The 26,306-nt window shown below is 66.0% G+C and carries 28 protein-coding genes; 8 read left to right on the top strand and 20 right to left on the bottom strand.

What is annotated here, in order from left to right; genetic code table 11:
- Nucleotides 1-100: 100 nt before the first annotated feature.
- On the bottom strand, nt 101-814 hold the full coding sequence (locus BSG17_RS02600) for a helix-turn-helix domain-containing protein (protein ID WP_089820894.1): 714 nt from the start codon (nt 812-814) through the stop codon (nt 101-103).
- Between the two features lie 94 nt (nt 815-908).
- On the opposite strand from BSG17_RS02600, the gene BSG17_RS02595 reads away from it, so the two are divergent.
- On the top strand, nt 909-1,958 hold the full coding sequence (locus tag BSG17_RS02595; protein WP_089820893.1) for an N-acetyltransferase DgcN family protein: 1,050 nt from the start codon (nt 909-911) through the stop codon (nt 1,956-1,958).
- Nucleotides 1,959-2,035: 77 nt separating this feature from the next.
- Here BSG17_RS02595 and BSG17_RS02590 read toward each other — a convergent pair whose 3' ends face one another.
- From BSG17_RS02590 to BSG17_RS02580, 3 genes are all read right to left on the bottom strand, one after another.
- Nucleotides 2,036-2,665, bottom strand: coding sequence for a lamin tail domain-containing protein (locus tag BSG17_RS02590; protein ID WP_089820892.1), 630 nt, complete (start codon nt 2,663-2,665; stop codon nt 2,036-2,038).
- Between the two features lie 280 nt (nt 2,666-2,945).
- On the bottom strand, nt 2,946-4,028 hold the full coding sequence (locus BSG17_RS02585) for a deoxyhypusine synthase (RefSeq protein ID WP_089820891.1): 1,083 nt from the start codon (nt 4,026-4,028) through the stop codon (nt 2,946-2,948).
- A 75-nt stretch (nt 4,029-4,103) separates the two neighbouring features.
- Nucleotides 4,104-4,871, bottom strand: a complete 768-nt coding sequence (locus tag BSG17_RS02580) for a Nif3-like dinuclear metal center hexameric protein (protein ID WP_089820890.1) — start codon at nt 4,869-4,871, stop codon at nt 4,104-4,106.
- An 88-nt stretch (nt 4,872-4,959) separates the two neighbouring features.
- Here BSG17_RS02580 and BSG17_RS02575 point away from each other — a divergent pair, with 88 nt between their 5' ends.
- Nucleotides 4,960-6,483 carry an HTTM domain-containing protein gene (locus BSG17_RS02575; RefSeq protein ID WP_170864689.1) on the top strand — a complete coding sequence of 508 codons (1,524 nt, stop codon included), beginning with the start codon at nt 4,960-4,962 and terminating at the stop codon, nt 6,481-6,483.
- A gap of 315 nt (nt 6,484-6,798) precedes the next feature.
- Here BSG17_RS02575 and BSG17_RS02570 read toward each other — a convergent pair whose 3' ends face one another.
- The 5 genes from BSG17_RS02570 to BSG17_RS02550 all read right to left on the bottom strand — a co-directional run bounded on the left by BSG17_RS02570 (nt 6,799) and on the right by BSG17_RS02550 (nt 11,516).
- Nucleotides 6,799-7,665 carry an arginase family protein gene (locus tag BSG17_RS02570; protein WP_089820889.1) on the bottom strand — a complete coding sequence of 289 codons (867 nt, stop codon included), beginning with the start codon at nt 7,663-7,665 and terminating at the stop codon, nt 6,799-6,801.
- Entirely contained in the window at nt 7,665-8,039 is a 375-nt protein-coding gene (locus tag BSG17_RS02565; protein ID WP_089820888.1) for a translation initiation factor IF-5A, read from the bottom strand. The genes BSG17_RS02570 and BSG17_RS02565 overlap by 1 nt, the downstream gene beginning before the upstream one ends.
- A gap of 129 nt (nt 8,040-8,168) precedes the next feature.
- On the bottom strand, nt 8,169-8,840 hold the full coding sequence (locus BSG17_RS02560) for a nitroreductase family protein (RefSeq protein WP_089820887.1): 672 nt from the start codon (nt 8,838-8,840) through the stop codon (nt 8,169-8,171).
- Nucleotides 8,841-8,990: 150 nt separating this feature from the next.
- Entirely contained in the window at nt 8,991-9,410 is a 420-nt protein-coding gene (locus BSG17_RS02555) for a universal stress protein (RefSeq protein ID WP_089820886.1), read from the bottom strand.
- Nucleotides 9,411-9,647: 237 nt separating this feature from the next.
- The gene (locus tag BSG17_RS02550) at nt 9,648-11,516 is read right to left on the bottom strand and encodes an ATP-binding protein (RefSeq protein WP_089820885.1); all 1,869 of its coding nucleotides are present in this window, start codon (nt 11,514-11,516) and stop codon (nt 9,648-9,650) included.
- Nucleotides 11,517-11,611: 95 nt separating this feature from the next.
- Between BSG17_RS02550 and BSG17_RS02545 the strand changes: the two genes are divergently transcribed.
- Nucleotides 11,612-11,953 carry a DUF7113 family protein gene (locus BSG17_RS02545; protein ID WP_089820884.1) on the top strand — a complete coding sequence of 114 codons (342 nt, stop codon included), beginning with the start codon at nt 11,612-11,614 and terminating at the stop codon, nt 11,951-11,953.
- A gap of 143 nt (nt 11,954-12,096) precedes the next feature.
- Here BSG17_RS02545 and BSG17_RS02540 read toward each other — a convergent pair whose 3' ends face one another.
- From BSG17_RS02540 to BSG17_RS02520, 5 genes are all read right to left on the bottom strand, one after another.
- Nucleotides 12,097-13,335, bottom strand: a complete 1,239-nt coding sequence (locus tag BSG17_RS02540; protein ID WP_089820883.1) for a DNA double-strand break repair nuclease NurA — start codon at nt 13,333-13,335, stop codon at nt 12,097-12,099.
- Nucleotides 13,336-13,380: 45 nt separating this feature from the next.
- Complete coding sequence (locus tag BSG17_RS02535; protein WP_089820882.1) at nt 13,381-13,623, bottom strand: DUF8066 domain-containing protein; 243 nt, start codon at nt 13,621-13,623, stop codon at nt 13,381-13,383.
- Nucleotides 13,624-13,670: 47 nt separating this feature from the next.
- On the bottom strand, nt 13,671-13,910 hold the full coding sequence (locus BSG17_RS02530) for a DUF8066 domain-containing protein (protein WP_089820881.1): 240 nt from the start codon (nt 13,908-13,910) through the stop codon (nt 13,671-13,673).
- A 31-nt stretch (nt 13,911-13,941) separates the two neighbouring features.
- Nucleotides 13,942-14,331, bottom strand: a complete 390-nt coding sequence (locus tag BSG17_RS02525; RefSeq protein WP_089820880.1) for a DUF7993 family protein — start codon at nt 14,329-14,331, stop codon at nt 13,942-13,944.
- A gap of 122 nt (nt 14,332-14,453) precedes the next feature.
- Entirely contained in the window at nt 14,454-14,648 is a 195-nt protein-coding gene (locus BSG17_RS02520; RefSeq protein ID WP_089820879.1) for a cold-shock protein, read from the bottom strand.
- 250 nt (nt 14,649-14,898) lie between these two features.
- Here BSG17_RS02520 and BSG17_RS02515 point away from each other — a divergent pair, with 250 nt between their 5' ends.
- On the top strand, nt 14,899-15,597 hold the full coding sequence (locus BSG17_RS02515) for a class I SAM-dependent methyltransferase (RefSeq protein ID WP_089820878.1): 699 nt from the start codon (nt 14,899-14,901) through the stop codon (nt 15,595-15,597).
- Here BSG17_RS02515 and BSG17_RS02510 read toward each other — a convergent pair.
- Nucleotides 15,594-16,043: a DUF2240 family protein gene (locus BSG17_RS02510; protein ID WP_089820877.1), complete on the bottom strand. Its 450-nt coding sequence runs from the start codon at nt 16,041-16,043 to the stop codon at nt 15,594-15,596. The two genes, BSG17_RS02515 and BSG17_RS02510, sit on opposite strands and share 4 nt — an antisense overlap.
- 64 nt (nt 16,044-16,107) lie before the next feature.
- Nucleotides 16,108-16,389, bottom strand: a complete 282-nt coding sequence (locus BSG17_RS02505) for a HalOD1 output domain-containing protein (RefSeq protein WP_089820876.1) — start codon at nt 16,387-16,389, stop codon at nt 16,108-16,110.
- Nucleotides 16,390-16,554: 165 nt separating this feature from the next.
- Here BSG17_RS02505 and BSG17_RS02500 point away from each other — a divergent pair, with 165 nt between their 5' ends.
- The gene (locus BSG17_RS02500) at nt 16,555-16,932 is read left to right on the top strand and encodes a 30S ribosomal protein S8e (RefSeq protein ID WP_089820875.1); all 378 of its coding nucleotides are present in this window, start codon (nt 16,555-16,557) and stop codon (nt 16,930-16,932) included.
- Nucleotides 16,933-17,033: 101 nt separating this feature from the next.
- On the opposite strand, the gene BSG17_RS02495 is transcribed toward BSG17_RS02500, so the two are convergent.
- The gene (locus BSG17_RS02495; protein ID WP_089820874.1) at nt 17,034-17,717 is read right to left on the bottom strand and encodes an SDR family oxidoreductase; all 684 of its coding nucleotides are present in this window, start codon (nt 17,715-17,717) and stop codon (nt 17,034-17,036) included.
- A gap of 167 nt (nt 17,718-17,884) precedes the next feature.
- Between BSG17_RS02495 and BSG17_RS02490 the strand changes: the two genes are divergently transcribed.
- Genes BSG17_RS02490 through cruF form a run of 3 tightly spaced genes read left to right on the top strand, consistent with a single transcriptional unit; the run spans nt 17,885 to nt 21,202 of the window.
- Nucleotides 17,885-19,492, top strand: a complete 1,608-nt coding sequence (locus BSG17_RS02490; protein WP_089820873.1) for a phytoene desaturase family protein — start codon at nt 17,885-17,887, stop codon at nt 19,490-19,492.
- Between the two features lie 8 nt (nt 19,493-19,500).
- Nucleotides 19,501-20,334, top strand: a complete 834-nt coding sequence (locus BSG17_RS02485; protein WP_244531467.1) for a prenyltransferase — start codon at nt 19,501-19,503, stop codon at nt 20,332-20,334.
- Nucleotides 20,327-21,202: a bisanhydrobacterioruberin hydratase gene (gene cruF / locus BSG17_RS02480; RefSeq protein WP_089820871.1), complete on the top strand. Its 876-nt coding sequence runs from the start codon at nt 20,327-20,329 to the stop codon at nt 21,200-21,202. The genes BSG17_RS02485 and cruF overlap by 8 nt, the downstream gene beginning before the upstream one ends.
- A 26-nt stretch (nt 21,203-21,228) precedes the next feature.
- Here the strand turns inward: cruF and BSG17_RS02475 are convergent, their stop codons facing one another.
- The 3 genes from BSG17_RS02475 to BSG17_RS02470 form a co-directional block, all read right to left on the bottom strand.
- Complete coding sequence (locus tag BSG17_RS02475) at nt 21,229-22,182, bottom strand: phytoene/squalene synthase family protein (protein ID WP_089820870.1); 954 nt, start codon at nt 22,180-22,182, stop codon at nt 21,229-21,231.
- Nucleotides 22,183-22,365: 183 nt separating this feature from the next.
- Entirely contained in the window at nt 22,366-22,497 is a 132-nt protein-coding gene (locus BSG17_RS28195) for an HVO_2523 family zinc finger protein (RefSeq protein WP_280141151.1), read from the bottom strand.
- Between the two features lie 438 nt (nt 22,498-22,935).
- On the bottom strand, nt 22,936-26,025 hold the full coding sequence (locus tag BSG17_RS02470; protein WP_089820869.1) for an adenosylcobalamin-dependent ribonucleoside-diphosphate reductase: 3,090 nt from the start codon (nt 26,023-26,025) through the stop codon (nt 22,936-22,938).
- Nucleotides 26,026-26,306: the final 281 nt, after the last annotated feature.

The raw sequence follows: 26,306 nt of genomic DNA, 5'->3' as shown, positions 1-26,306 counted from the left end.
CTAGTATAGCTCCCCACCCTCGTATGTGAGGGGACGTCACCGACGAATCGGTCAAGAGACACGAAGAGCCACCGTCGGAGGCTGTCGACACGACCCGGTGTCAACGCTCGCTGTCGACGTCGCCGCCGAGCAGCTTCGACTCGGCCTTCCGGAGATGCTCCAGCAACGTCGCCTTCGAGATGCCGAGTTCGTCGGCCAGGTCACCCGCCGACACCTCCCGCGGCCACTGGTAGTAGTCGCGTCGGCGCGCGAGGTCGAGCACCTCGCGTTGTCGCTCCGAGAGGTCGTCCGTCCGGAAGATGCCCGATCCGCTCTGTGGTGCCGTGATGAGTTCCACGCGAATGTCGGCATCCATCTCCTCGCGGATCTCCTCGAGTCGGTCGTGGACGGTCCGGCGCGACCCCTGGACGAGAACGGTCCAGTACTCGCGGCCGCCCTGCATCCGCACCGGTTCGTCCGGGATGAACCCCCGCGAGACGAGCGCGTCGTTGATGCTCTTGTCGAGGTCGTAGCGGACGACGATTCCCCGACTCGCCGCCCCCGGAACCACCCCACTGTCACCGTGTCCGTGGCCGTCGTCGGTCTCCCACACCGACTCCGTCAACGGGGAGTCGCGAATCGCCGCGACGAGGTCGTCGAGCGCCTCGGTCGTGTCGGCGTAGGCGGTGAACCGGCCGGTCGCCACTCCGTCGATCGCGTGGACGCCGTGCCCGAGCAACCCAGCGTCGGTGGCGTCGGTCACCTCCAGCGTCCAACAGTCCGGATGCCAGATGTCCAGACTCACCCGCACGCCGTCCGGCCCTTGCGCTCCCATCTCTTCGAAGAGAAGGGCGACCGACGTGCAAAAACCTGTCCACCCCCTCATGTGAGGGGGGTGGGTTTTGTCACAGGCTGTGTTTCGAGCTAGCATGAACCTCTCCGAGGCGTTCGACGCACCTGCTCCCGCAATCGTCCTCGCGGAGGGTGCCTTCGGCACGCCGCAGGGGAAGACGGCCAACGGAGTCGTCAGACACGGTGAACTGTTCGACGTGCGGGCGGTCGTCGACTCGACGGCCGCCGGCGACGACGCCGCGACGGTGCTCGACCGTGACGACGATGGCCTCGCTGCCGTCCCGGTCGTCGACTCCGTCGCCGACGCGCTCGATCACGCACCCGACGCCGAGGCGCTCGTGTTGGGCGTCGCCCCCGCTGGCGGTCGCCTCCCCGAGTCGTGGATCGACGACCTCGAGACTGCCATGCGGTCGGGCTGTGACGTCGTCTCCGGGCTCCACACCTTCCTCTCGGAGGACGAGCGCTGGACGACGTTGGCCGCCGACTGCGGCGTTCGACTCTTCGACGTCCGCAAACCGCCCGCCGGCGACGACCTTCGCGTCGCCGACGGCCGAGTCGACGAGCTCGACACGCCCGTCGTCCTGACCGCGGGGACCGACTGTGCGGTCGGCAAGCGGACGACGACGTTCGAACTCTACCGGGCGGCCCGTCGTGCGGGTGTCGACGCCGGCTGGGTCGCCACCGGGCAGATCGGGGTGATGGTCGGGGCGGACCGCGGCGTCGTCGTCGACCGCGTCCCCGCCGACTTCGCGGCCGGCGTCGTCGAGTCGCTGGTCTGTGACGTCGCCGCCGACCGCGAACTCGTCTTCGTCGAGGGACAGGGTGCGCTCTCACACCGCGCGTACGGCGGTGTCTCGCTCGCGTTGCTGCAGGGATCGTGGCCCGACGCGGTCGTCCTCGTCGACGACCCCACTCGCGAGCGTCGCGACGACTTCGAGCAGTTCGCCGTCCCCGACGTGACGTCGGAAGCCGCGTTGGTCGAGTCGCTGTCGGAGGCGACCGTCGCAGCCGTCTCGACGTGGGCTGGGCGGGACGAAGTACACTATCCGTATCCGACCGGCAACGTCTTCGACGAGAACGGTCCCGAGACGCTACTCTCGGCAGTCGAGACAGTTCTCGGGGACTGAGTGAAAAGAGAGGATTCCGGTCCGAAAGTCGGTCTGCGGCAGCGGTGTCTACCGCAGCTCCGTCGATTGCCCCGTCGTCAGCACTCGCCGGGGTCGACCGTCGGCCCGTCGGTCGACTCGTCGTCTTCGTCTATCTCGTCGTCGCCGTCGGCTTCGTCGTCGCCGTCGGTCGACTCGTCGCCGTCAGTCGGGTCGTCACCGTCGGTCGACTCGTCGCCGTCAGTCGGGTCGTCCTCCGAGTGGTCCTCACCGTCCGGACCGGTCAGGTCGCCCTCGTTAGGTTCCTCGAAATCGGAGTCGCCGGCGTTCTGCGTGAGTGGTTGACTGGCGAGCGTCCGAATCACGACCGTGTTGTCTTCGTCTATCACGCCCGAGTCGTACTCGAACGTCACGTCGGCATCGTTGACCGGTTCGGCACCGGTCGCAACGACGATTGTCTGGCCGGCCTCGATCTGCGTCCCGACGTCGAACGTCGACGTCTCGTCGGCCTCGCCGTCCGCGTCGAAGTCGATCTCCGCGAAGTCCAGATCGACCGTCTCGTCGCCGGTGTTCTCGACGACGACGTACTCGCCGTCGGCGTCGACCTCGGCGATCCGGAGCGGTTGGTGCTCGTCCGCCGAAACGGTTCCGACGGCCGAGGCTCCCGCGCCGGCGACGACGAGGAGTGTTGCGAGCACGAGTGCTCGAACGCGATTCGACTGCGTCATGTCGTGTCACTTCCTGTCATTGTTTCCTGTCGACACAGCTGACTGCTGTCGCCGACAGTCTACCCCACGGCGGACTGGCGTTTTGTCACCGAGTTGTTATTTTAGCTGTCAGAGAACGGAAATAATCGGCGCGAGAGAGCAGAGAGAAAGGAAAGAGACACTGACAGTACAGTTACTTATTAGGTCGATAAAGACGTTCTCTCTTTCCAGAACGAACCGGTCGGTCCCTGTACGGCAGAGAGACGAGAAATTCGAAATGTTATGTTAATCGATATATCGGTTACTTAGCCGACTCGATCTTCTCCCGCGCCGCGGCGACCACGAGCGGGAGCGTGATCGTCGCGTCGCCGACGACCGTCGCGTTCCGCGCCTCCTTCTTCAGTTTGCCCCACGACCGCGCCTCGTCGAGCGACGCCCCGGAGAGGCCGCCCGTCGCCTCGGGGTCCATGGTGAGTTGCACGGCGTAGTCGTACGCGCCGGGCGTGACTAACATCGTCTGGAGGGTGAAGTTCTTCGGGACGCCGCCGCCGACGAGCAGACAGCCTGCCGTGTCGGCGTCGAACGCGAGGTCGGTCAACGGGGTCATATCCGCGAGCGCGTCCAGCGAGAACTCGGAGGTCTGCGAGTACATCCACGCCTGCAGACCGAGCACGGAGTCCTGTACCGCCGGACAGTAGATGGGAACGTCGTTCTCGTAAGCTGCGGCGGCCACGCCGGCGTCCTCCTCGACGCCCTCGCGCTCGTTGACCTCGCTGTTGGCACGGCCCAGTTCGCGGACGAACCGCTCGATGCCGACGGTCCCTTCCTCCTCCAGCACCGGAAACACCTCCTCGCGGAGGTGGCCCTCGAACAGCGCGAAATGTTCCTGCGGGAGATAGACGTTGTAGATGCGGTCGACCTCCTCGTCGCGAAGCTGTTCGTCGTGTTCGCGGGCGCTCTTGCCGTCTTGGTGCTCCGCACCGTGGTGGTGTTTCCCGCCGATGGCCTCGATGGCGTCGTGCGTGAGGTTCGCGCCCGTCGTCACTAGCGCGTCGATATAACCGTCGCGGACGAGGTCGGCGACGAGCGTCCGCATCCCGGTCGGCACCATCGCCCCGGCCAGCGAGAAGAAGACGGTGCAGTCCTCGTCTGCCAGCATCTCGGCGTAGATGTCGATCGCCTCGTGGACCTTCGCCGCGCCGATACCGGCCTTCCCGTACTCGTCGCCGAGTTCGCCGACGCTCATCCCCGGCCAGACCTGCGTCTGCCCGAGCGGATCGTGGTCGAACGCCTCGCGGTGCGGTGGGACGTAGCCGTCGTCGTGGTCGTGATTCTCGTGGTCGCCCTCGCCGGTCTCGGAGTCGTGGTCGTCGTGGTCGCTCATACCCACGATGTGCGGCGACGAGATTTGAACGCGACGATACCGAGTCGGCGGGCGACCGAGTGCGACGACGGCGGCTTACAGCCCGGTTGGTTCGTCGATATAGGTCGTCTCCAGCCCCCACTCCTCGGCGCGCTCCTGCAGCGCCTGCACGCCGAACGTCTCCGTCGCGTAGTGGCCGGCGAGGACGACGTTGATCTCGGCCTCCTGGGCCTCGTGGTAAACCTTCTGTTTCCCCTCGCCGGTGACGAGCACGTCCGCGCCGACGTCGACGGCCTCGTCCAACCAGTCGACGCCGCTGCCGGTGACGACCGCGACGTCCTCGACCTGCTCGGGACCGGCGTCGACGAGCCGGACGCCGCGGCCGCCGGTGTCGAGTGCGTCGTCCAACCGTGCGGTGAGGTCGTAGATGGACGTTGGGTCGGCGAGTCGACCGCGCTGGCCGACGTACTCCGGCCCCAGCGCCCCGAACGGGTCGCGCTCGTGGAGGTCCAGCACGTCGCCGACGCCCGCGGCGTTGCCGAGCGTCTGGTGGCCGTCCAGCGGGAGATGCGAGACGTACAGCGAGACGTCGTTGCGGGCGAGCGGCACGATCCGCTCGTACTCGCGCCCCGTGACGCGGTCGAGACCCCCCCAGACGAAGCCGTGGTGCGTCACGAGCACGTCCGCGCCGACGGCGACGGCGCGCTCGGCGGTCGCGACGGCGGCGTCGACGGCGAAGGCGACGTGTTCGACGGTTCCCTCGTCGCTGCCGACCTGTAGCCCGTTGGGGCTGGCGTCGACGTCGGCGTAGTCGTCGGTGCGGAGTTCCTCGTCGTACCGGGCGAAGAGGTCGCTTCGGTCCATGGTCGAGACGTGGCGCGGCGGTCGCTTGTAACCCCCGCTCGACGGCGGGAACACAAACTATTCACGGACGGACACGACCACCAGGAGTATGTCCCTCCAGTCCGGGTCTCGGCTTCTGTCTCGTGGCCGGACGGCGATCGCACAACGGGTCGGCGTCGACGTGCGTGCGCTGGCCGCGCTCCGCGTCTCGCTCGCGCTCGTGCTCCTCGCGGATCTCCTCCTCCGTTCGCGCAACCTCGTCGCCTTCTACACCGACGCGGGGACACTCCCGCGGTCACTGCTCGCCGCCAGCTACCCGGCTTTCGCGACGTATTCACTGCACGCGCTCTCCGGCGACGCGTGGCTACAGGTCGCGCTCTTCGTCGTCGCTGGCCTCCTGGCCCTGTCGCTGCTCGTCGGCTACCGGACGAAGACGACGCTCTTCCTCTCGTGGCTGCTTCTCGTCTCGCTGCACGCCCGCAACCCGTACGTCCTCAACGGCGGCGACTCGCTGCTGCGTCGACTGTTGTTCTGGGGGCTGTTCCTCCCGCTGGGTCGTCGGTGGTCCGTCGACGCGCTCCGCCGCGGCAGTGTTGAGTCCGTTACCGTCGTGACCGACCGCGTTCCGGAACCGCTCGTCGCCTCCGTCGCCTCGGCGGCACTGTTGGTGCAGGTCGTCCTCGTCTACGCGACCAACGCGGTCGTCAAACTGCGCGGCGACGTCTGGCTCGACGGGACGGCCATCCTACAGGTGTTCAGCCTCGACCAGCTGACGGTGTTTCTCGGCGACATCCTCGCGAACTACCCGACCCTCCTCCGCGTGTTCGGCGAACTCTGGCTCCTCATGGTCGTCACGTCGCCACTCTTGGTGCTCCTCACCGGACGGACACGGGCGGGGTTCGCCGCGCTCTTCGTCGGGATGCATCTCGGGATGCTGGCGACGATGAAACTGGGGATCTTCCCGCTCGTCTCGGTCTGTGGACTCCTGGCGTTCCTCCCGCCGGTCGTCTGGGAGCCGGTCGAGCGTCGGGTCGTCGACCCGGTGCGACGCCGCACACGCGTCGCGAGGACCGGGCGCACCGTCGACGACCTGTTGCCGACGATGGCGTTCGGCGGGGGGGCCCGGTGGACGACGCTGTCCGACCGCGTCGCTCCGGCGGTCGTCAGCGTGCTTCTGGTGGTCGTCCTCCTCTGGAACGCCGCGTCTATCGGCGTCGTCGACACGCCCGAGGTGGTGGAGTCGAACGTCGACCCCGGACAGTTCCGCTGGAACATGTTCGCCCCCGCGCCGCTGAACGTCGACGGCTGGTTCGTCGTCCCCGGCCGTCTCGACTCCGGCGAGCGGGTCGACGCCTTCCGGGGGTCGGACGTCGACTGGGAGAAACCGGACGAGGTTGACCGGACCTACCCGAGCGCCCGCTGGCGGAAGTACCTCCAGGACGTCCGCTGGGGCGGTGACACGCGTCTCCGCCGTGGGTTTGCCGACTACCTCTGTCACCGGTGGAACAGCGACCACGAGGACGAGTTGACGTCGCTCACCGTCGGCTACGTCCAACAGCCGACCCGACTCGACGGTCCGGAGCCCACGAAGCGGGTCGAACTGCTCGAACACCAGTGTCCCGCCGGGACGTGAGACAGGCGGAACCCCGGCGACCGACGCCCACCAGCGTTTTCCGTGTCACGGAAGTAGAGATAGCCGCGCTCGTGCCCTCGGGTACGGGTCGCTATCAACGAGAGGTGTCCACTATGGGTAAATTCCGCAAAGCGATGTACGCGTGGCGAAGTCTTCCACGACGGACGCAGCGACGTATCATGCGCAAAGGAAAGAGCCTACTCGGTAAGGTCAAGCGATAGCTGACCTCGCACCGCTCGTTTCTCCGACGATCGCAACCGGAGAGCCGTTGCTCCGGTATCCGTGAGCTACGTGGAGGACAAAGGGATCGAAGAGCTACGACTGTGCGGTGTGTCCGGCGTGCGAGAAGACGAACTCTCTCAGTAACTTCCCGGCGAGCGCCGCGGCCTGTCCGTCGTCGCGGTCGTTCACCTCGACGACGTCGAACCCCGTCGTGTAGGGCGCGACCGTGCGGACGACGTCGCGTAGTTCTCGCGGCGCCAACCCGAACGGTTCCATCGTCCCCGTCCCCGGTGCGAACCCGGGGTCGGCGGCGTCGACGTCGACGCTCAGGTAGACGCTGGTGTCGTCGTCGAAGTCGGGCGTCCAGTCTGCGACCTCCTCCGGCGGGACGACGGTCACGTCGTCGGCCTCGGCACGTTCCCACTCCTCGGGCGACCCGGTTCGCGCCCCGAGGACGGTCGCCTCGTCGGCACCACCCGCGGCGTCTCCGTCGCCCGCGTCGTTCTCACCGTCGTCCGGCCACCCGTCGAGGATCCGGCGGGTGACGGACGCGTGACTCCACGGGTTGCCGTCGTAGTCGTCGCGGAGGTCGAGGTGGGCGTCCAGACAGACGAACACGTCCGGGTCGACGGCGGCGACGCCCGCAGCGGAGACGGTGTGTTCGCCGCCGACGGTGATCGGGAGCGCGTCGTCCCAGACCACGTCGGTCAGCGTACCGCGTAGCCACTCGACGTAGGCTGGGGTGTCGTCCCACGCGCGGACGTCGCCCGCGTCGTGGACACCGAGTTCGGAGAAGAACTGCTCGGTTCGTCGGTCGTAGTCGTCGTACGTCTCGGCGTACTTCCGCACTCGATTCGGCCCGAAGCGCGTTCCGGGCTGGAACGACGTCGAGACGTCGAGTGGAGCGCCGACGACCACGTACGCTGCGTCGCTGCGGTCGGCGGTCGCCCCGGGAAACATTACACTACCTTACGCTGGCCCTCGTACTCGAGGTACTCGATCTCGTCTTCGGGCGAGAAGTCCTCGCCCTCGGGGATGCGCATCGTGAACGTCTCGTAGGTGTCGAGGTCCATGATCTGGGCGTCGCTACCCGTGACGGAGACGACCTGCCCCTGTTTCCGCTCGATGATCGGAACCCAGATCTTCGCGTCGACCGGCTGGCTAAGGCTGCGCTTCTTCTCGTCGAAGACGCCCTTCCCCTCGACGCGAGCCTTGGCGCTGCCGTGTTTACCCGGCTTCGCCGTGCTGTAGTGGTTGATCTTACACGCGGCGTCCTCCATGATGACGTAGCTGCCCTCCTGGAGTTCTCGAACCTGCTTCTGCTCTTTGACCATGTCTGCGCTTTGTTCAGGTGGCGGTATAAACGGTACGGAACGTCGCGCAGGGGCCCGACGGTGAGGATCGCGGAGTCGAGTTTCGGGTCGAAGAAGGTGTCTCTCGGGCCACCCGGTGTCCGATCGACTTCAGTCGTCGGCGGGAGCGGTCGCCGTCTCGGACTGCTCGGGGTCGAACGTCTCGAAGTGGACGATCTCGTCGACGGAACGGCGGAACTTCCGGGCATTCTCCTGGTCGGCGGCGTCCTCCGGCGCGTAGCCGAGTGTCACGAGCATGACCGGCTCGTACCCCTCGTCGACGGCGAACTCGTCGACGAGCGCGTCCGCGTCGAACCCCTCCATCGGGCAGGAGGCGACGCCGTGATCCCACGCGGCGTGCATCAGCGCCATCGTCGCCAGCGACGTGCTCCGGGTGGTCCAGACGCGACGCTCTTCGACGGGTAGCTCCGACATGTTCTCGACGACGCCGAGCAGGTTGTCTCGGACCTCATCGCTCGGGATGTACTCCTTGTCGAGCCAGTCGTCGAAGACGCGGTCGGCGTGCGCCGAGGGATCGGTGTTGCCGAGGACGACGACCGTCGCGGCCGCCTCGGCGACAGTCTCCTGGCCGTTCGCGACCTCCTGCAGCCGTTCGAGGTTGTCGTCGTCGCGGACGACGAGGAACTCCCACGGCTGGAGATTAAAACTCGACGGCGCGTACCGGACCTGCTCGAAGATCGCCTCGAGGGTGTCGTCGTCGATCTCCTCGTCTGTGTACTGGTGGACTGAACGTCGCGTCTCGATGACTTCGTCGAACTCCATCGACTCCGGGTTGGGACGGGAGAGATAATACGGACACGCTCCCGGTCGAGGTTGCCTCGTTACAAACGTCACCTGGTTACACGAATGTCACCCGATTCGAGTCGCTGACGAGGATCTTTCGAAAAACAATATCACAGTTAACACGAACGTCTATCGGACGACCGTCACCGGCACCGTCGAACTCCGGACGACGTCTTCGGCGACGCTCCCGAGGAGGATCCGCGACACGCCGGTGCGGCCGTGGCTCCCCATCACCACGTGGTCGAACCCTGCCTCGTCGGCCACCTCGACGATAGTCTGTGCGGGACGACCGACCTCGGTCATCGTCGACGCCTCGACCGTGTCCCGCGGCGTCGCCTCCGAGAGCAGTTCCTCGGCGTCGGTCTTCGCGTTCTCGAACCATTCTTCCGCACCGCTCGGAACGCCCGTACCCGGTCCGTACCCCGCTCCAGCAGGGTCGATGACGTGCAACAGCGTCAGCTCGGCGTCCGGCCATTCGTCGACGGCAAACTCGACGGCGCGAGCGGACTGCAGAGAGCCGTCGATTGGGATGAGAATCCGCTTGGGCATAGCTATCAGTACGCGAGGGGGTGGTTAAAATTCGACGGCGAACTTGTCGACCCCGACTGGTTCGGTCTGCCGCGGCGACAAGCGCCGCGGTTGCTCATTCACCGTGGGGTCGTCTCGACATCGGCACGGCTGATTCGGCCTGCCGCGACGACAAGCGCCACGGCCGCTTACTCACCATGCCGGGTCAGGCACCGCCACGGTTGGTTCGATCGCCGTGGCCACAGGGGCCACGGCCGCTCACTCACCGTGTCGAGTGAGACACTTCGACAGTCCGATCAGTTCCACCGGTTCGGAGTTGTCCGGCGAGTAGACCACCATCTGGCCCTTCTCCATGTAGGGCACCTTGTTCGCCAACTTCTGGGGGATGTTGACCGACTTGATGGCGTCTTCGTCGCCGAGGTTGAGGACGACCTTCGTGTTCACCTGCTTGAACACCGGTTCGGCGATGTCCTGAGGGTCCTGAGTGATGAGAAAGAGGCCGAGTCGCTCTTTGCGCCCCTGTTTGGCGGCCTCGGTGAACTTCGAGATGACCTTCCGCGCCTGGACGCTGTCGGCGTCGGTGAGGAAGTTGTGCGCCTCGTCCATCCCGACGATCAGCGGCGTCTCCTTGATCCGATCGTACTCCGGACTGTTCGACAGTTTCTCGTCGACGAGCAGACTCGACACCGCGAGCACGACGATCTCGGTCGCCCGACTGTTGTTGACGTGGTAGGTCGGGACGACCGACAGTCCTCCTGGACGGACGAGGTCGTGGACGAGTTCCGTGATGGGACGGGCCTCCTGGTCGAACACCTGGTTGGCGGCCTTCGTGCGCGTCTTCCGCATCACGGCGTCGAACGTCGCCTCGTGGACGCGCCCGGACTCGTCGAGTTCCTCTCTGAGTGCCGGGTCGTCGAGGAAGTTGACGAACTGGCGGTACGTTCCCGAGTCGCCGTAGTCGCGGAAGAACCGATCCAAGAGGAGCGTCAGCGCGTTGTACTGGTTGTCGTTGAGGCTCGCGCCGGCGACGAGCCACGGGCGGCGTCTCACCATCGAGAACGGGACGGTGAACGACAGCTGCTCGGCGCGGTGGCCCGTCCCGGGATACGTCGACCCGGCGACCTCCGGGACCAGCGCGACCGTGTCGTCGTGGCCGCCGTAGGCGACGCCCTCCCGGTCGAGTCGTCGAGCGAACTCGGCGTCCAACTCGGGGTTGTCGTCGTGCATCTGTGCGTACTCGTCCTGCGGGTCGAACTGGACGACAGCGGTCTGGACCTCGCGGCCGTCGTCCATCGTGTAGGTCCGCTCGTCGGTGAGGTACTGCCGGAGGATGTTCTTCGAACCGTGGGTCTTCCCCGATCCGGTGCCGCCGGCGACGAGCGTGTGCCGGAACACGAGCGGGTCGCCGTCGCGGTAGTCGTCCTTCAGGCGGTAGTCGATGGTCGGCGGTTCCGCTGCGGTTCGGACCTTCTCGCCACCGACCGAGAGATGACCGAGGAACACGCCGTCTTCGGGGATCTTCAGCCCCGTCTTGATCTGTTCGCTGTCGGTCGCCTCGGCGACGACCGCTCCGGGTTTGGGGACGCGGTCGGTCATCCGTCGTTTCAACTCCTCGCCCTCGCGGTAGAGCACCGCGACGGGTTCCAGCGACGCCATGAACTTGTAGTCACGTTCCTCGAAGTCGTCCTGTCGCATCGCCCGTCGAGCGTGAATCTCGGTGGCGTCGTCGGTCTGGAACTCCTGTGCGTACTCCAGGGAGGTGATCCGGCAGAACAGCGTCTCGTCGTCGGGGTACGGGACGAGGAGGTACTTCCCGAGGCGGACGGATTCGCGGTTGCCTGTGGTGACGAACGCCCGAAGTTCGGTCTCCTCACCGTCCTCAGCGACGCGGAGCCCCTGCGAGACCGAGACGGTGCCGATACCGCGGTCCCGCCCGACCGTCTCGACGGCGAACCGTTCGAAGCTATCACCCGCCCCGTCGGTGTCGTCCGCCTCGACACCGTTCCCGGCGTCCGCCGTCGGCGACGACGTCGTCACGTCTCCGCCGGGGTCGGCCGCGTCGTCGGCCTCCTCGCTCTCGCCGTCGGCGTCGTCGGAGGAGAAGTCGGTGAAGTCCTCGAGAGTCATGTAGGTGGCCACGGAGTGGGTCGTCAAGGGCCTTTCCCTCCCGCTCACGGCGAACCGCTCGCACGGCTTTTACGTGTCGGGCGCGAAATCCGAGTATGTTGTTAGTTCGCGGTCACGGCGGCGGCACAGCGCTCACGGGGACGATCTTCGAGCGCGGTGAGGAAGCGCCGTCGTACAAGGGTGCACCCGACGAGAACGCACCCTACGTCTGGGTCTGCGACGAGTTCTACGAGGTCGAGAGCGGCGGGTCGCCGATGACCGTCGACGGCCGGGAGATCCGCGTCGCCTTCGACACACCGATGCCGCGCGGGTTCGAGACGAAAGAGAACGCGCTTTCGGCCGCCGAGGAACACATCCGGACGCAGTTCGCCCGCATCGGCGTCGCGGAGGACGACGTCGAGATAGAGGTCATCAAACAGAAACCGGGGACGGCCTGACCGGTCGGCAAGCGCCGGCCGAATCACCGTCGGCGACGACGCTCATAGGGGTTATCGTCGCCAACCGGAAGATCAGAGACACCCGGCGAACCACAGGGTTCGATTCCGTGGAGAAAATCGATGAGATTCGACGAGAACCCCTCTCAGTACTCCGCCCCCCACCGAGCGTCGTCGTACGTCTTGACCGACTCCGTCTCGAAGTGGTCCTCCAGCTTTCGACGGAGCGCCGTCTTCTCCCGTGCGCCCACGCGGGCGAGTTCGTCGGCCTTGTCGATGGCCTCCGGCGGCCCTCGTGTGGCGGCGACGTCACGTAACACCTGCGTCGTCAGCGCCTGCCGAATCTCGGACTCCTTGGTGAACGCGTAGGGCGCCTCGACCCGGTAGAGCAGGTCGCGCCGCGGTTCGTAGACGACGAAGAATGTCACCTCGTACTGCTTCGGATCCAACGTTCGTTCGACACCGAGCGCGTCGCCGTCGGCGGCGAGCGTCCGGTCGGACCCTCCGCGGGAGACGAACCACGAGGTGAAGGTGAGGTCGTCGGTCAGTCGCTCGCCGTCCTCCCGGCGTTCGAGCAGTCGCGCGAACAGCGCCGTGTCGTCGGCCCACGGGGCGTCGACGCCCTTGTCGCGGACGGTCTGGGTGATGAGCTTCGACGAGGGGTTCTTGATGAAGCCGGCGAGCGGGACGTCCTTCTCGACGAACGTCTCGACGAGACGGACGTAGTTCTCGACGATACTGCGGGGCTTTGCCTCGCGGGCGAGTTCGCCCAACTCCGCGTCGCGGTCCTGCCAGTTCAGCAGTTCCTTGGGGTAGAGCGGGCCGTCGAGCAGGAGCAGGTCCTCGACGGTGTTGGCGTGGACGAGCGCGTGGTCGCTCTCCGCCAAGTAGAGCGACAGCGCGTGGACGACGCCCTCGGCGAACCGAGAGACGCGGGGAGCGTGTAGCACGCGCCGGCGGCCGTAGCCGTCGTCGTAGTGGACCCAGTCTTCGGGGAAGTGGGCGGTCGCGTCGTTGGAGTGGACGGTGGCGACGAGGCTCCGCGAACGGTGGAGGTCGAGGTCGGTCGGAACGCAGGCCATCGCCGCCTGCGCGACGTCGAGGACGAGGCCGTTCTTGAACGTCGTCGGGTTGATCGTCCCCGAGTCGAGGCCGTGGACCGTCGGGAACGGCGTCTCCGCGAGCGCGACGTCGTCGATGGCGGCCGCTCGCAACCGCTGTTCGCCGAGCGGTTCGACGACTTTTCGACCGCTCCGATGCAGCGGGTCGAGCCAGTCGCTCCAGACCGTCTCCGCGAACCCGTCGTGGTCGCTGTCGTCCACGCCGTCGGCGATGGCGGAGGCCAGTCGCGCGATGCCGTCGACGTGGACGGGGTCGAGCGTCATTGTCGGGTGAGGGGGACGCGGCGGCTAAAAGTGTAGGGATGCCGGTCAGTCGTCGGTGACGGTCGACGCTGTGGCGAGATCCTCGGTCGCGTCGGCGATGCGCTCTGCGGCCCGCACGAGTCGCCACAGGAGCCAGAGCACGAACAACGAGACGACGAACGAGAAGACGGCCATCGTGCCGGGGATGCTCACGAGTAGTGCGATTCCACCAACGACGACGACGAAAAACACGACGAGGACGACTCGTTCGGCCAGTGTGAGCGGGAACACGCTCGTTCCAGACGACATAGCAGAGTCGAGCGATGACGCAGTAAAATAGTTTGCTCCGAGACGATTCAATCGTCAGACTGCCAATCGAACGTCTGTGCCTCTACTGCGTCGGCGATTCGCTCCAGTGCGCGGACACCACGCCAAAACAACCAGAGCACGAACGCGGTGATGGCGAGATAGAGGAGGAGGGCGACGCCGCCGAAGACGGAGGTGAAGCCGAACCCGGAGACGACGAGCAGGAGGAACCCGAGCGCGACGGCGATGCCGACCGCGGGGTGCTGGAGGGCGTCTGCGACGGCGGACATACCACAACCGCCGCAGACTGCGAACAAAAGTCTACTCTTCGCCGTGTGCCGTCAGCACCGCTTCGAAGACGGGGAGAATCCACTTCACCTGCGCGCCGTCCTCGACGAAGACGAGCGTCCGCGGGGGACGGACCGCCTTCGGCCGGACGCGGAGGTCCCGCTTCTCACCCGCCTCGGCGGCAGCGTCTTGGCCGACGAGGAACTCGACGCGGGCGCGGTCCTGCTGGACGTACACCTCGGCGACTCGCTCGTCGGTCTCCTCGTCGCGGACGACGTAGGCGAGTGCGCCGTCGGCCGTCGGGTCGACGTCCGGGTCGGCGTCACTGACGACGAGCGAGACCAGTGCGCCGCCGTCACCCTCGATCTCGGAGGCGAGTAACTGTGCGACGCGCTTCCCGTCGCGGAGACGGTCTTCGACCATACTCGTCGTTGCTCGGGGCGACAGATAGCGTGTTCGACTCGACGAGCGAGCGTCCCGCTGACCGGCGTGAGATAGTGAGAATGTGGGGTCGTTTTGCCGCGTGAGCAGCGTACTAAACTAGTTTAAAGTCGGGTCAGGTTCTTCGCGCGCGGGCCCTTGGGAGCCTGCTCGATCTCGAATTCGACTTCCTGACCCTCTTCGAGGTCCGGACCGCTGATGTCTTCCATGTGGAAGAACACGTCGTCGTCCGCGTCGTCCGTCGAGATGAAACCGTAGCCGCCTGTGTCGTTGAAGAAATCAACTTCGCCTTTCGCCATTGCTCTTGAACACAGTAGAGGGACCTAATTAAGGCTTGTGCGGGTCGTGGTATCACGGCGGTGGCTTCGTCGACCTCCGTTCTCCGATCCGGCGGAAACGGTCGACAGTCGCCGTGGTTCCGTCGGTTCTCCGGGTGTCGACACGGACGTCTCCAGTCGATTCGGACGGCTCTTTCTCGTATTCGTCGTTTCTCACCCGCGACGGGCGCGCTAACGAGGCTTTATCCGACTGCGCCCGGTGTCGGTAGACGTGGATTCCAACGACGTCCGTCGGGAGTGGGAGGAGCGGTCGGGAGCGTACTCGCCGGACTACTACGCCTACTACGGGCCAGACGAGACCAGCGAGTCGCTCCGGGCCGTCCTCGACGACGCCGTCGACAGCGACGCGTCGATCCTCGAACTCGGCTGTAGTTCGGGACGACATCTCGCACACCTGCTCGACCACGGCTACCACGACCTCCACGGCGTCGACATCAACGACGAGGCGTTCGAGGTGATGGCCGACAACTACCCCGACCTCGCCTCGCGGGGGACGTTCCACGTCGACGCCATCGAGTCGTTCCTCCCATCCGTCGAAGACGACCGCTTCGACGTCGTCTACTCGGTCGAGACGCTCCAGCACATCCACCCGGACGACAGTCACGTGTTCGCCGACGTCGCACGGGTCGCCTCCGACCTCCTCGTCACCGTCGAGAACGAGGGATCCAGAGACGAGAGCCAAGAGGAGAGCGGAGACGAGCGTCCGGACGGAGACGACGAGGGTGGAAGCGAGGAGCGCACGAGCGCGACCGCCGAGAGCGATGCCGACCGGGGCGTCAACTACGTTCACGACGAGTTCCCCCTCTACTACCGCGACTGGGAGGCGGTGTTCACCGACCTCGGGTTCGTCCAGACGGCGTCGCGGGCGACCGATCGGGACACGATGCGCGTGTTCCGGCCCGAACGCTAGGACTCGAGGAGTTCGCCGCGCGCCTTCTCGGCGGCGTCCGCGACGTCGACGCCGTTGCGACGAGCGTAGAGCACCGCGGCGGTCTCGAGTGTCACGCCGAGGTCGCGCTGGCGTTCGTTGACGGTGGCGACGACCGTCTGTTTCTCGTGGCCGGCGGCGACGAGCGCGTCTAAGATCATCTCGAACGTCGACTGCTCGCGGAGGACGGAGGCGTCGGGCGTGAAGTTCTCGGGGACGTCGACTGCGTTCGGGTCGAACTCGGCGACGACCTCGCCGTCCTCGCGGGAGACCAGTCCGCGACCGGCCGCGACGTCGATGAGGCGTTTCGCCTGGTCCGGCGAGAACCAGTCGCGGTCCAACGAGAGCGCGACGACGAACGCGCCCTCGCCGAGTCGCGTCTTGCCCTTCTGTCGGAACGGAACGGCCACGGCGACGTCGAGACTCATTGGTGGAGGACGGACGACCAGCGCACTAAACGTTGCTGAATGGACCGTGGGGAGGGCCGAACGCTCACTTCGGCGTGACGACGACCCGCCCGTCGCCGTGGACGCGGACCTTGCAGCCGCACATCGAGAAGATGAGGAGACCACCCTTCCGCGGTGTGCCGTCGAACCGGTCGGCGAACAGCGCGTCGAGCGCGTCCGGGTCGACGTAGTCGTTCAGCTCCGAATCCATCTCCGACACCGGAACCCCCGTCGCGTCGCTGACGGCGTCGACGATTGTCGTGCCGAGATGTCCCTCCGGCGGATGCTGCCGCTCGACGTTCCGCCGACCGATCGTTCGCTTGCTCATGACTGTCTGCTACTCAGGGAGAGTTGATAATCCCGTCGGCGGTGAGCGAGCGGCGGGCACGTCTCGACGGGGTGCGGCGGTGCGCGGTGCGAGCGTACCGTCGCGGGACGGGCGCTCCGGTCCCGATTCGGTTCATTCAAGTAGTTGCTGGCAGTCTTACCCGGTATGAAAGATCAGGGACGCTCCAAGCGAAAGCGTACCGGCGGTCGACTGAAGCACTTCCGCAAGAAGAAGCGCTACCAGCTCGGTCGCGAACCGACCGAGACGACGGTCGGTGAACCCCGGTTCCGCGTCATCGACTCCCGCGGCAACGAGACGAAGGTCCGCGCGCTCTCGACGAACGTCGCGCAGGTCGCCGACGGCGGCGAGACGACCTCCGCCACCATCGAGAACGTCGTCGACAACCCGGCGAACATCAACTACGTCCGTCGGAACATCATCACGAAGGGCGCCATCATCGAGACGGACCTCGGTACGGCCCGCGTCACCTCCCGTCCCGGTCAGAACGGTCAGGTCAACGCCGTCCTCGTCGGCGACGAGTAATCGACCGCCTCTCTTTCGGATTTCAGCCGTCGAGCGACGGGTTCGTCTCGTCTCTCACTCGCCGTCGTACCCTGACCACGGCTGCGACCGTACCCGCAGGCTCACCGCGTCGCCTGCTTCCACTGTTTGACCGTCACTCGGTGCCCGTCTAACTCCTCGGCGGCGAGTTCCGTCGCCGCCCAGAGATACATCGGCGCGAGATCGGCCGGATCGCGGCCCTGTCTACCAGTCAGCTCCGTCGCCGCCAGTCCGGGGTCGACGACGCCGACAGCCTGCTCGACGTCGACGGCGAACCCGCGGGCGACCGCTTCGGCTGCAGCCTTCGAGACGGCGTAGCTCCCCATTCCGGCTTTCGCCTCCTGGGCGACAGACCCCGAGGGGACCAGCACGCGGCCGTCAGAGGGCATATGCGGCAGTGCCTCCTTGACCGTCGAGAAGACGCCGCGGACGTTCGTCCGGAGGGTGTCGTCGAAGGCAGTGTAAGACTCCTCTCCGATCGGTAGCTCGCCGGGTGCGCCGTGGATGGTGCCGGCGTTGGCGACGACGACGTCGACGCCGTCGTTTCCGCGCGCTGCGGTCTCCAGCAGTCGCTCGACGTCGAACTCGTCTCTGACGTCCGCGCGGACGCCCGTCACGTCGCCGTCGATGTCGGCGACGGCGGCGTCGAGTGCGTCCGTTCCCCGCGCGCAGACGACGACCCGCGCGCCGGCGTCGGCGAACACGCTCGCGACAGCCTTTCCGAGACCACGACTTCCACCGGTGACGACGACCGTCTTGCCGTTCATGCGGGCGGTAGGGACGACCTCGACCTAAAACTACGTGAGACGGACGGCGCGGACGACGGCCGCCGGACGATACGGACGACGACCGCCGGACGGCACAGACGACGCGATGGCGGCAGCCCATCGGGTGGGTCAGTTATTTTATGCTTCCTTCGTTCTTAGATGGGTCCATGGATTCGGTCTCGGACTACGGCGACGGCTCTCTCTCTTCGTCCGGCGAAACCGCTCGGTCCTACGACTTCGACGGTGGCTCCGGGCTCGACCCGGAGAAGCGCCACCTCACGACGGACCTCAGTGCGGTCGACGGCGACTCCGTCGTCGTCGTCGGCAGCGGGTTCGGCGGCCTCTCGACGGCGTGTTACCTCGCCCAAGCCGGTGCCGACGTCACTGTTCTAGAGAAGAACGAACAGCTCGGCGGGCGGGCGAGTCGCCTCGAACGCGACGGGTTCCGGTTCGACATGGGACCGTCGTGGTATCTGATGCCCGACGTCTTCGAGCACTTCTTCGCCGACTTCGGCAAACATCCCTCGGAGTACTACGGGCTCACTCGACTGGACCCCCACTACCGCATCTACTTCAAGGACGGCGACCGGGTGGATATGGTTCCGGACCTCGAGGAGAACCGCCGGACGTTCGAGTCGTACGAACCCGGCGCGGCGGAGGCGTTCGACGACTATCTGCAGAAGTCCAAACGGAACTACCAGATCGGGATGGACCACTTCGTCTACACCGACCGCCCGAATCTCCGAGACTACGTCGACCCGGACGTCCTGCGATACTCTTGGGGGCTCTCGCTCGTCGGGTCGATGCAGGGCCACGTCGAGGACTACTTCGACCACCCGAAGCTCCAACAGATCATGCAGTACACCCTCGTCTTCCTCGGGGGTGCACCGACCAACACGCCCGCGCTCTACAACCTGATGAGCCACGTCGACTTCAACCTCGGCGTCTACTACCCCGACGGCGGATTGGGTGGTGTCGTCGACGGCATCGTCGAGTTGGCCGAGGAGTTGGGCGTGACGTTCCACACCGACGCGGAGGTCCGCGAGATCAGAGGCCGCCGTGGCGCGTTCGTCGTCCGCACCGACGACGATGCGTTCTTCGCCGACGTCGTCGTCAGCGACGCCGACTACGCACACACCGAACAGGAGCTCCTCCCGCCGGAGAAACGCCAGTACAGCGCCGACTACTGGGACTCCCGCACCTACGCCCCCTCCGCGTTCCTGCTCTATCTCGGCGTCGAGGGCGACGTCGAGGAGTTAGCGCACCACACGCTCGTGCTCCCGACCGACTGGAACGAACACTTCGACCGGATCTTCGAGAATCCGGAGTGGCCCGACGACCCCGCCTACTACCTCTGTGTCCCCTCGAAGACCGACGACACCGTCGCCCCCGAGGGTCACAGCAACCTCTTCGCGCTCGTCCCCATCGCGCCCGGACTGGAGGACACCCCCGAGATTCGACGACAGTACCGCGATCTCGTGCTCGACGACATCGCCGAAAACACCGGCGTCGACCTCCGCGACCGGATCGTCCTCGAGGAGTCGTTCTGTATCGACGACTTCGCCGACCGGTACAACAGTCGACAGGGGACGGCGCTCGGCCTCGCACACACGCTCACCCAGACGGCGCTGCTGCGGCCGCCACACGCCTCGAAGACGGTGGACGGCCTCTACTTCACCGGATCGTACACGACGCCTGGCATCGGCGTTCCGATGTGTCTCATCAGCGGTCGACTGACCGCCGAGACGGTCGGCAAGACGACGCCCGCGAAGTGAGCCGGACGATGGCCACGCTCCGTCACCTCCTGAAGCTCTCGCGGCCGCGCTTCTGGCTCTACCTCGCCGGACCAGTGGTGGTCGGCGTCGCCTTCGCCGCCGAGCGACCCGAAGAGCTGTTCGTCCCCGAAGCCCTCACGCTGTTCGCCTACTTTCTCCTGCCGGCAAACGTTCTTCTGTACGGCGTCAACGACATCTTCGACGCCGACGTCGACGCGGCGAACCCGAAGAAAGACGAGAAAGAGGTTCGGTATCGGGGCGACCGTACCGTCGTCGCCGCCGTCGTCGTCAGCGGGCTGCTCGGTCTCGCGACGTTCGCGCTAACGCCGTCCGTCGCGTGGCCGTGGCTGGTCGGGTTCTTCCTCCTCGGTGTCGAGTACAGCGCCCCGCCGCTGCGGTTCAAGACGACGCCGTTCCTCGACTCGCTGTCGAACGGGCTGTACATCCTGCCCGGTGTCGCCGCCTACGCGACCGTCGCGGGTGCGAATCCGCCGCTGGCCGCCGTCGTCGGCGGGTGGCTCTGGACGATGGGGATGCACACGTTCTCGGCCATCCCCGACATCGACCCCGACCGCGAGGCGGGCATCCAGACGACCGCGACCTACCTCGGCGAGACGCGCACCTACTGGTACTGTGCGCTGACGTGGCTGCTCGCCGCCGTCGCCTTCGGGACGCTCGATCTCCGACTCGGGGCGCTCATGCTCGCCTACCCGGTCGCCGTCTTCGGCATCACGCGCTCCGACATCGACGTCGAACGCGCCTACTGGTGGTATCCGGTGCTCAACACGGCTGTCGGGATGCTGCTGACGCTGGGTGGCCTCTTGGAGGTCGTCTATGGCTGACCTGACTGCCTTCGAGTCGGTCCCGGAGACGCGACGAGAGGCTGAGGCGTGGCTCGACCGTCTGATTCGAGAAAACCGCTTCACCGTCTCGGTGTTCTTCCCGCTGAACGGGGCAGTGTTGCTCGTCGCGAGCGCGATGGGGTGGCTCCCCGACCCGCTTTCGTTCAACCCCCTCCTCGTCCTCTTCGGGACGGTCGTCATGCGCGCGCCGCTCGTCGCCGGCGTCGTCCCGACGATGGGGAAGAAGGCGCTCGCCGGGGTGCTCGCGCTCGTGGGTTACGCTTACGCCATCGAGTACGTCGGCGTCCACACTGCGTGGCCCTACGGCGAGTTCTACTACGGCGTCGAGCTCGGCCCAACGCTCGGCGGGATTCCGCTGGCGCTCCCGGTGTTCTTTCTCCCCCTGGTGATGAACGCCTACCTGCTCTGCTTGCTCCTGCTCGGTTCGCGAGCGGACCGAATGGCGGTTCGACTGCCGGCCGTCATCGCCACCGTCCTGCTGATGGACGTCGTACTCGACCCCGGCGCGGTCGCACTCGGCTTCTGGGTCTACCCCGGGGGTGGAGCGTTCTACGGCGTCCCGCTGTCGAACTACGCCGGGTGGGTACTGAGCGCGACGGTCGCCGTCGTCGTCCTCGACCGAACGTTCGACCGCGGCGGCCTGCTCGCGAGACTGTCGAGCTGTGAGTTCATGCTCGACGATCTCGTGAGCTTCGTCATCCTCTGGGGCGGGATCAACGCCTGGTTCGGCAACTGGGCGGCCGTCGCCGTCGCCGCTGCGTTCGGCGTCGGGCTCGTCCGGACCGAACGGTTCGACTCGCGGCTGTTCCGGCTGCCGTCGCCGCCGACGTGGTGGCGGAGCGAGTGACGAGCGCTGCGACGGACCCGAGTCGGCTACCGCGTCGGCAGCCGTTCTGCGGGTTCCGGTCCGCTCGGTCGAGCGTCGTGATACGAGAGGGAACTCACCTTACGGAACACCGTCTCGGGGTCTTTGTTGAACTGCCAGTGGAGCCACGTCTTCGCGCCGAGAAACGCCTTCCGCGTGGTGCTCAGCTGTGGCGTCTTCGAGAGGACGTCGTAGCCGCGCTTGCGGATCAGCCGGTGGTGGTCTGCGTAGAGCACCGCCGCCAGAAGAACGGCGAACTGGCAGTCCTCGGGGAGATATCTGATGCCGGCGACGCCCTCCTCGTAGAGACGCTCCGCGCGGTCGAGCTCGGTCCGCATGACGGCCACGAACCGGTCGCTCATCTCGAAGTTCCGGATCTGCTCGTTCGTGACGTCGTACTTCTCGAGTGTCGTCTGCGGCAGGTAGATGCGGTCACGCTCGACGACGTCCTCCCGGACGTCCCGCAGGAAGTTCGAAAGCTGGAACGCTTCCCCGAGCGCCGTCGCGTGCGGGAGCGCTTTCTCGGCCTCGTTGGGGTCCATCACGGCGGTCATCATCCGTCCGACGGCGGCCGCGGACCCGTCCATGTACGTCTCGAGTTCCGCGTAGCTCTCGTAGCGATGCTTCGTGATGTCGGTCAACATCGCATCGATGAACACGTCGACGTCCTCGTCGTCGATGTCGTACTGATCGCGCATCTCGGAGAACGCCGCGAGGACGTCGTCGTCGCTCTCCTGTCGCCCCAGTGCTTCCGCTCGGAGGCGTTCGAGCGTCTCGCGTTGGTCGCCGGGCGCTACGCGGTCGGCGTCGTCGACGACCTCGTCTGCGACGCGGAAGAACGCGTAGAGCACGTAAGTCGCCTCTCTGACTCGCTTCGGGAGTAGTCGTGTGGCGAAGTGGAACGTCTTTCCCGTTCGCTGCTGGATCTCCTTGCTCCGCGCGATCTGATCCTCGTCTACCATGGCGGAGAGACCGGCGGCACTCTCGATGGTCGAGTCATGTCAATCCCGCGCATATTATGTACAGTCTCTAGGGGTGGCTCCGACATAACGTTTCGCGCCACGGCGAACGAGAAATCGAGAGCGGGAGACGCCCCCGTACCCCCTCGTTCCAACTCACCGACAGTCAGTGAACCGCCTCGCTCGTCAGTAGAACGTGTCCGAACAGTCGTAGACGACGCCGTGTTGCGGGCAGACGTACTTGCAGTGGCGGTGATACATCGGCTCCTCGCACATCGGACAGGGGCGACCGCCGTGTTCGACCGTCTCGTCGCTCACGCTCGGGAGTCGGCGTCGGGACGACAAAGAGGTTTCCCACGCGACGGGCGCCGGGTGCCGATCGAGAAGGAGGTCGCCGCCCTCCAGTCGGTCAGATCGGGAGCGACCCCCAGAACCCCGAGTACGGGACGACGACGACGGCGAGGAGGACGACCGGGAGCGTCAGTACCAGCATCATTATCGAGTAGCCGAAGATGTCACGCACACGCATGTCGGTGATGGCTCTCGACTGCCCCGTCCACTCGAAGCCGGTTCTCCGGTGCGGTCGCCCCCCGTGTCGACTCGAGGTGTGTCATAGATTGCCGGGGTGTGCAAACGAGTTCCCTGAAAGCTTGGGGGCCGCCGTGTCGACTCGTGACGACTCGGAAGGGAGCGCCACGGAGTAGAGAGAGGGAAATAGAAGAGAGGAGAGTCGGTAGCCGACCGAAGCGAACTACCCTAACACTCCGACCAGCCGCAGGACTCGCAGGTCTTGCAGCCTTCCGAGAAGTACAGCGTCATGTTGCCACACTCGGGACACTCGGGGCTCTCGCCCGCCTCGAGGAGGTCCTGCGTCGCGTCGTCGGAAAGGGCGGCCGTCGCCGCGCCGCCGTCCGGCTCGGGCGCGTCGGCGACGTCGGTCGCCTCCTCCTCGATCTCGGTCAGGCTCTGCTGTTTCGGGTACGGCTTGTCGATCTCGCCGTCGAGGTAGCGGCGCATGGCGACGCCGATGGCGTCGGGAATGGAGTTGATCTGTTCACCCTTGTCCCAGGCGACCTTCGGGCTACGGATCCCCTGCAGGTCGCTGGCGATCTCCCGCGGGTCGACGCCCGAGCGCAGCGAGTAGCTGATGACTTTCGCGAGCGCCTCGGTGAAGGAGTTGGTGAACCCACCGGAGTTGCCGATGGTGGCGAACAGTTCGAACGGTTCGCCCTCGTCGTCCTCGTTGATGTTGACGTACATCTTCCCGTAGCCGGTGTCGATGCGCTGGGTGACGCCGTGGAGCACGTCGGGACGCGGTCGCTCCTGTGCGTAGGCGTCGCCGGTGCGGTCCTCGAAGCTGAACTCGTCGCCGAGTGCGGCGCGGACCTCCTCGTTGTCGAGGAACCCTTCGATGCCGCCGAAGACCTCCTCGATCTGGGCGACGAGCGTCTCCGCGGCCTCGCCGTCGTCGGCGAAGTCGGCGTTCTTCGCACGCGTCGTCAGCACCTGCTTCGAGCGGGTGCCGTCGCGGTAGACGGTGACGCCCTTCCCGCCGTGGTCGTAGATGTAGCGGTAGACCTCGTCCATGTCCTCCACGGAGGCAGAGTTCGGGAAGTTGCAGGTCTTCGAGATGGCGGAGTCGACGCCCTGCTGGCAGGCGCACTGGACGGCCGCGTGCTGTTTCCCGGTCAGGTCGCCGGTGACGACGAACAGTTCGGAGATGGCGGCCGGCACCGAATCGAGCGAGTCGACGCCGTCGAACTCGTTGTTCGCCATCTGGTCCTGTGCCTCGCGCTTGACGGCCTCGGCGTCGATATCGTTTGCCTCCAAGACGCGCAGGAAGTAGTCGTCGAACTCGACGAGCATCTCGTCGCCCTGCACGTCGTCGGAGACGTTCTTGTAGTAGGCGACGTTGTAGATGGGTTCACAGCCACCCGTCGTGTTGCCGACCATCGATGTCGTCCCTGTTGGGGCGATGGTGGTCGTGTTGTGGTTGCGGACCGAGAAGCCGTCTTCCCACTCGTCGGCGTCGAGGCCGGTGTGGTGCTCGAACCACTCGCGGTACTCCGTCGGGTCGGCGTACTTCGAGTCGTCCCAGTCGTTGAACGGGCCGCGCTGTTCGGCGAGTTCGTGGGAGGCCCACTTCGACTCGTGGTTGATGTGGGTCATCACCTGTTCGGCGACTTCGTTTCCTGCATCGCTCCCGTAGCGGATGCCGAGTTGGATGTAGAGTTGGGCCAGCCCCATGACGCCGAGGCCGATCTTCCGCATGTCGCGGACCTTCTGTTCGATCTCGGGCACCGGGAAGTCCGACATCGTGACGACGTTCTCGAGGAAACGGGTGCCGGTCTCGATCCGGTGGTCGAACTCCTCCCAGTCGAGTGCGTCCTCGAGGAAGGCCTCGATGGCCTCGGCCTCGGAGTCGTACTCGTCGCGGTGGGCCTCGGACCAGACGCGCCAGTCGGGGGCGTTCGTCGCCGCGAGCGTCGAGAGATTGATGTGCCCGAGGTTACACGCCTCGTACTCCTCGAGCGGCTGCTCGCCGCAGGGGTTCGTCGCGAGGATGCGGTGGTCGGGGTGCTCCTCGACGTCGAAGGAGTGCTGCTTGTTGACGCGCTCGAGGTAGATGATGCCCGGTTCGCCGTTCTCGTGGGCACCCTCGACGATGTGGTTCCAGAGCTCCTCGGCGGGGAGAGAGAGCACCTCGCCGACCTCGACGTACTCGCCGAGCCCGAACATCTCGTAGAGCTCCTTCGTCTGCGGCGTCGCGACGTGAGGTTCCTCCGTGCGCGGGTTGGTGAAGGTGAACTCCTCCTCCTCGTAGAGCGCCTCCATGAAGTCGTCGGTGACGCCGACGGAGATGTTGAAGTTCGAGAGGTGACCCTCGACGGCGTTGCGCAGATGCTTCGGGACCTTCCCGTCCTCGTCGATGAGTTCGCGCGCCTCGTCGAGCGCGTCGGCGAACTTGGTGTGGGTGAAGTCGTCGGGGTCGTTCAGCCGCAGCGTGTTCGCCAGCGAGACGTCCTTGTTCTTCGCGTGGATGAACTGGATGACGTCGGGGTGGCTGACGCGCATGACGCCCATCTGGGCACCGCGGCGGGCACCGCCCTGTGCGATGGTCTCGCACATCTGGTCGTACGTCCGCATGAAGGTGATGGGACCGGAGGCGATGCCCCCAGTAGAACCCACGGCGTCGCCGTACGGGCGGAGTCGCCAGAAGGCGTACCCCATCCCGCCGCCGGACTGGAACACTTCGGCGGCCTCCTTAGCGGTCTGGTGGATGTCGGTGATGTCGTCGTCCGGCGAGTCGACGAAACACGCCGAGAGCTGTTGGAGTTCGTCACCGGCGTTCATCAGCGTCGGCGAGTTCGGCATGAAGGAGAGGTTCTCCATCAGCCCCTGGAACGTCTCGCGTTTCTCCTCGACGACGGCGCGGATCTCCTCGGGGAGTTCCGGGACGACCGTGTCGTAGGCGAACTTGTTGACGTTGTAGACGGAGAGCGTCGTCTCGATATCGTCGTCGACACTGGTACCCTTGCCGAACACTTCGTCGGCGAGTTCGTCACGGCGGGGGTGGTCGGGCTTCAGCTGGGAGGGCGTGACGGTGACCTCGACGTCGCGCTGGTCGGCCGCGAAGACGGCCTCCGCGAGGGCGATGTTCTTGGCGACGCGCGGGAACAGGTCCTCCTGCGTCTCGGTTAGTTCGCCGTCGGCGTTCTTCCGGAGGTAGCGGGCCGGCAGGATGTTGTTGTACGCGTTGCCGGTCATCCGCTCGGCCAGCGTCTCGCCGTCAGTTCGCTTGATCGGGAGTCGAAGCTCTTCCGCGGAGATGTTCGCGTCGCTCATCTATCGTTCCTCCTCGCCGGCAGCGTGTGCGTGCCGGTCGTTTCCGACGTGTGACGTGGTTCTCTCTACGTTCATTTGTAACGGGAAACTCATACGAAGCCACCCTGATAAACGGTGCGACTTCACTTGTGTTAGTTCAAATACGGTTGCACAAGGACGGCTCTCGGGGGTTCTTGCGTCCACGCGCGGCGGGTACGCTTCGCTCGTAACTAACCGTCCAGCGGATATAATAGTATTCAGACCAGGGTGAAAGTGGTTTTCGACTTCAGGCCGTCGAACGG

The sequence above is a fragment of the Halogranum amylolyticum genome (assembly GCF_900110465.1).
Lineage (GTDB): Archaea > Halobacteriota > Halobacteria > Halobacteriales > Haloferacaceae > Halogranum > Halogranum amylolyticum.
The sequence above is the reverse complement of the archived record's forward strand: the minus strand, read 5'-3'. Positions and strand labels throughout refer to the sequence as shown.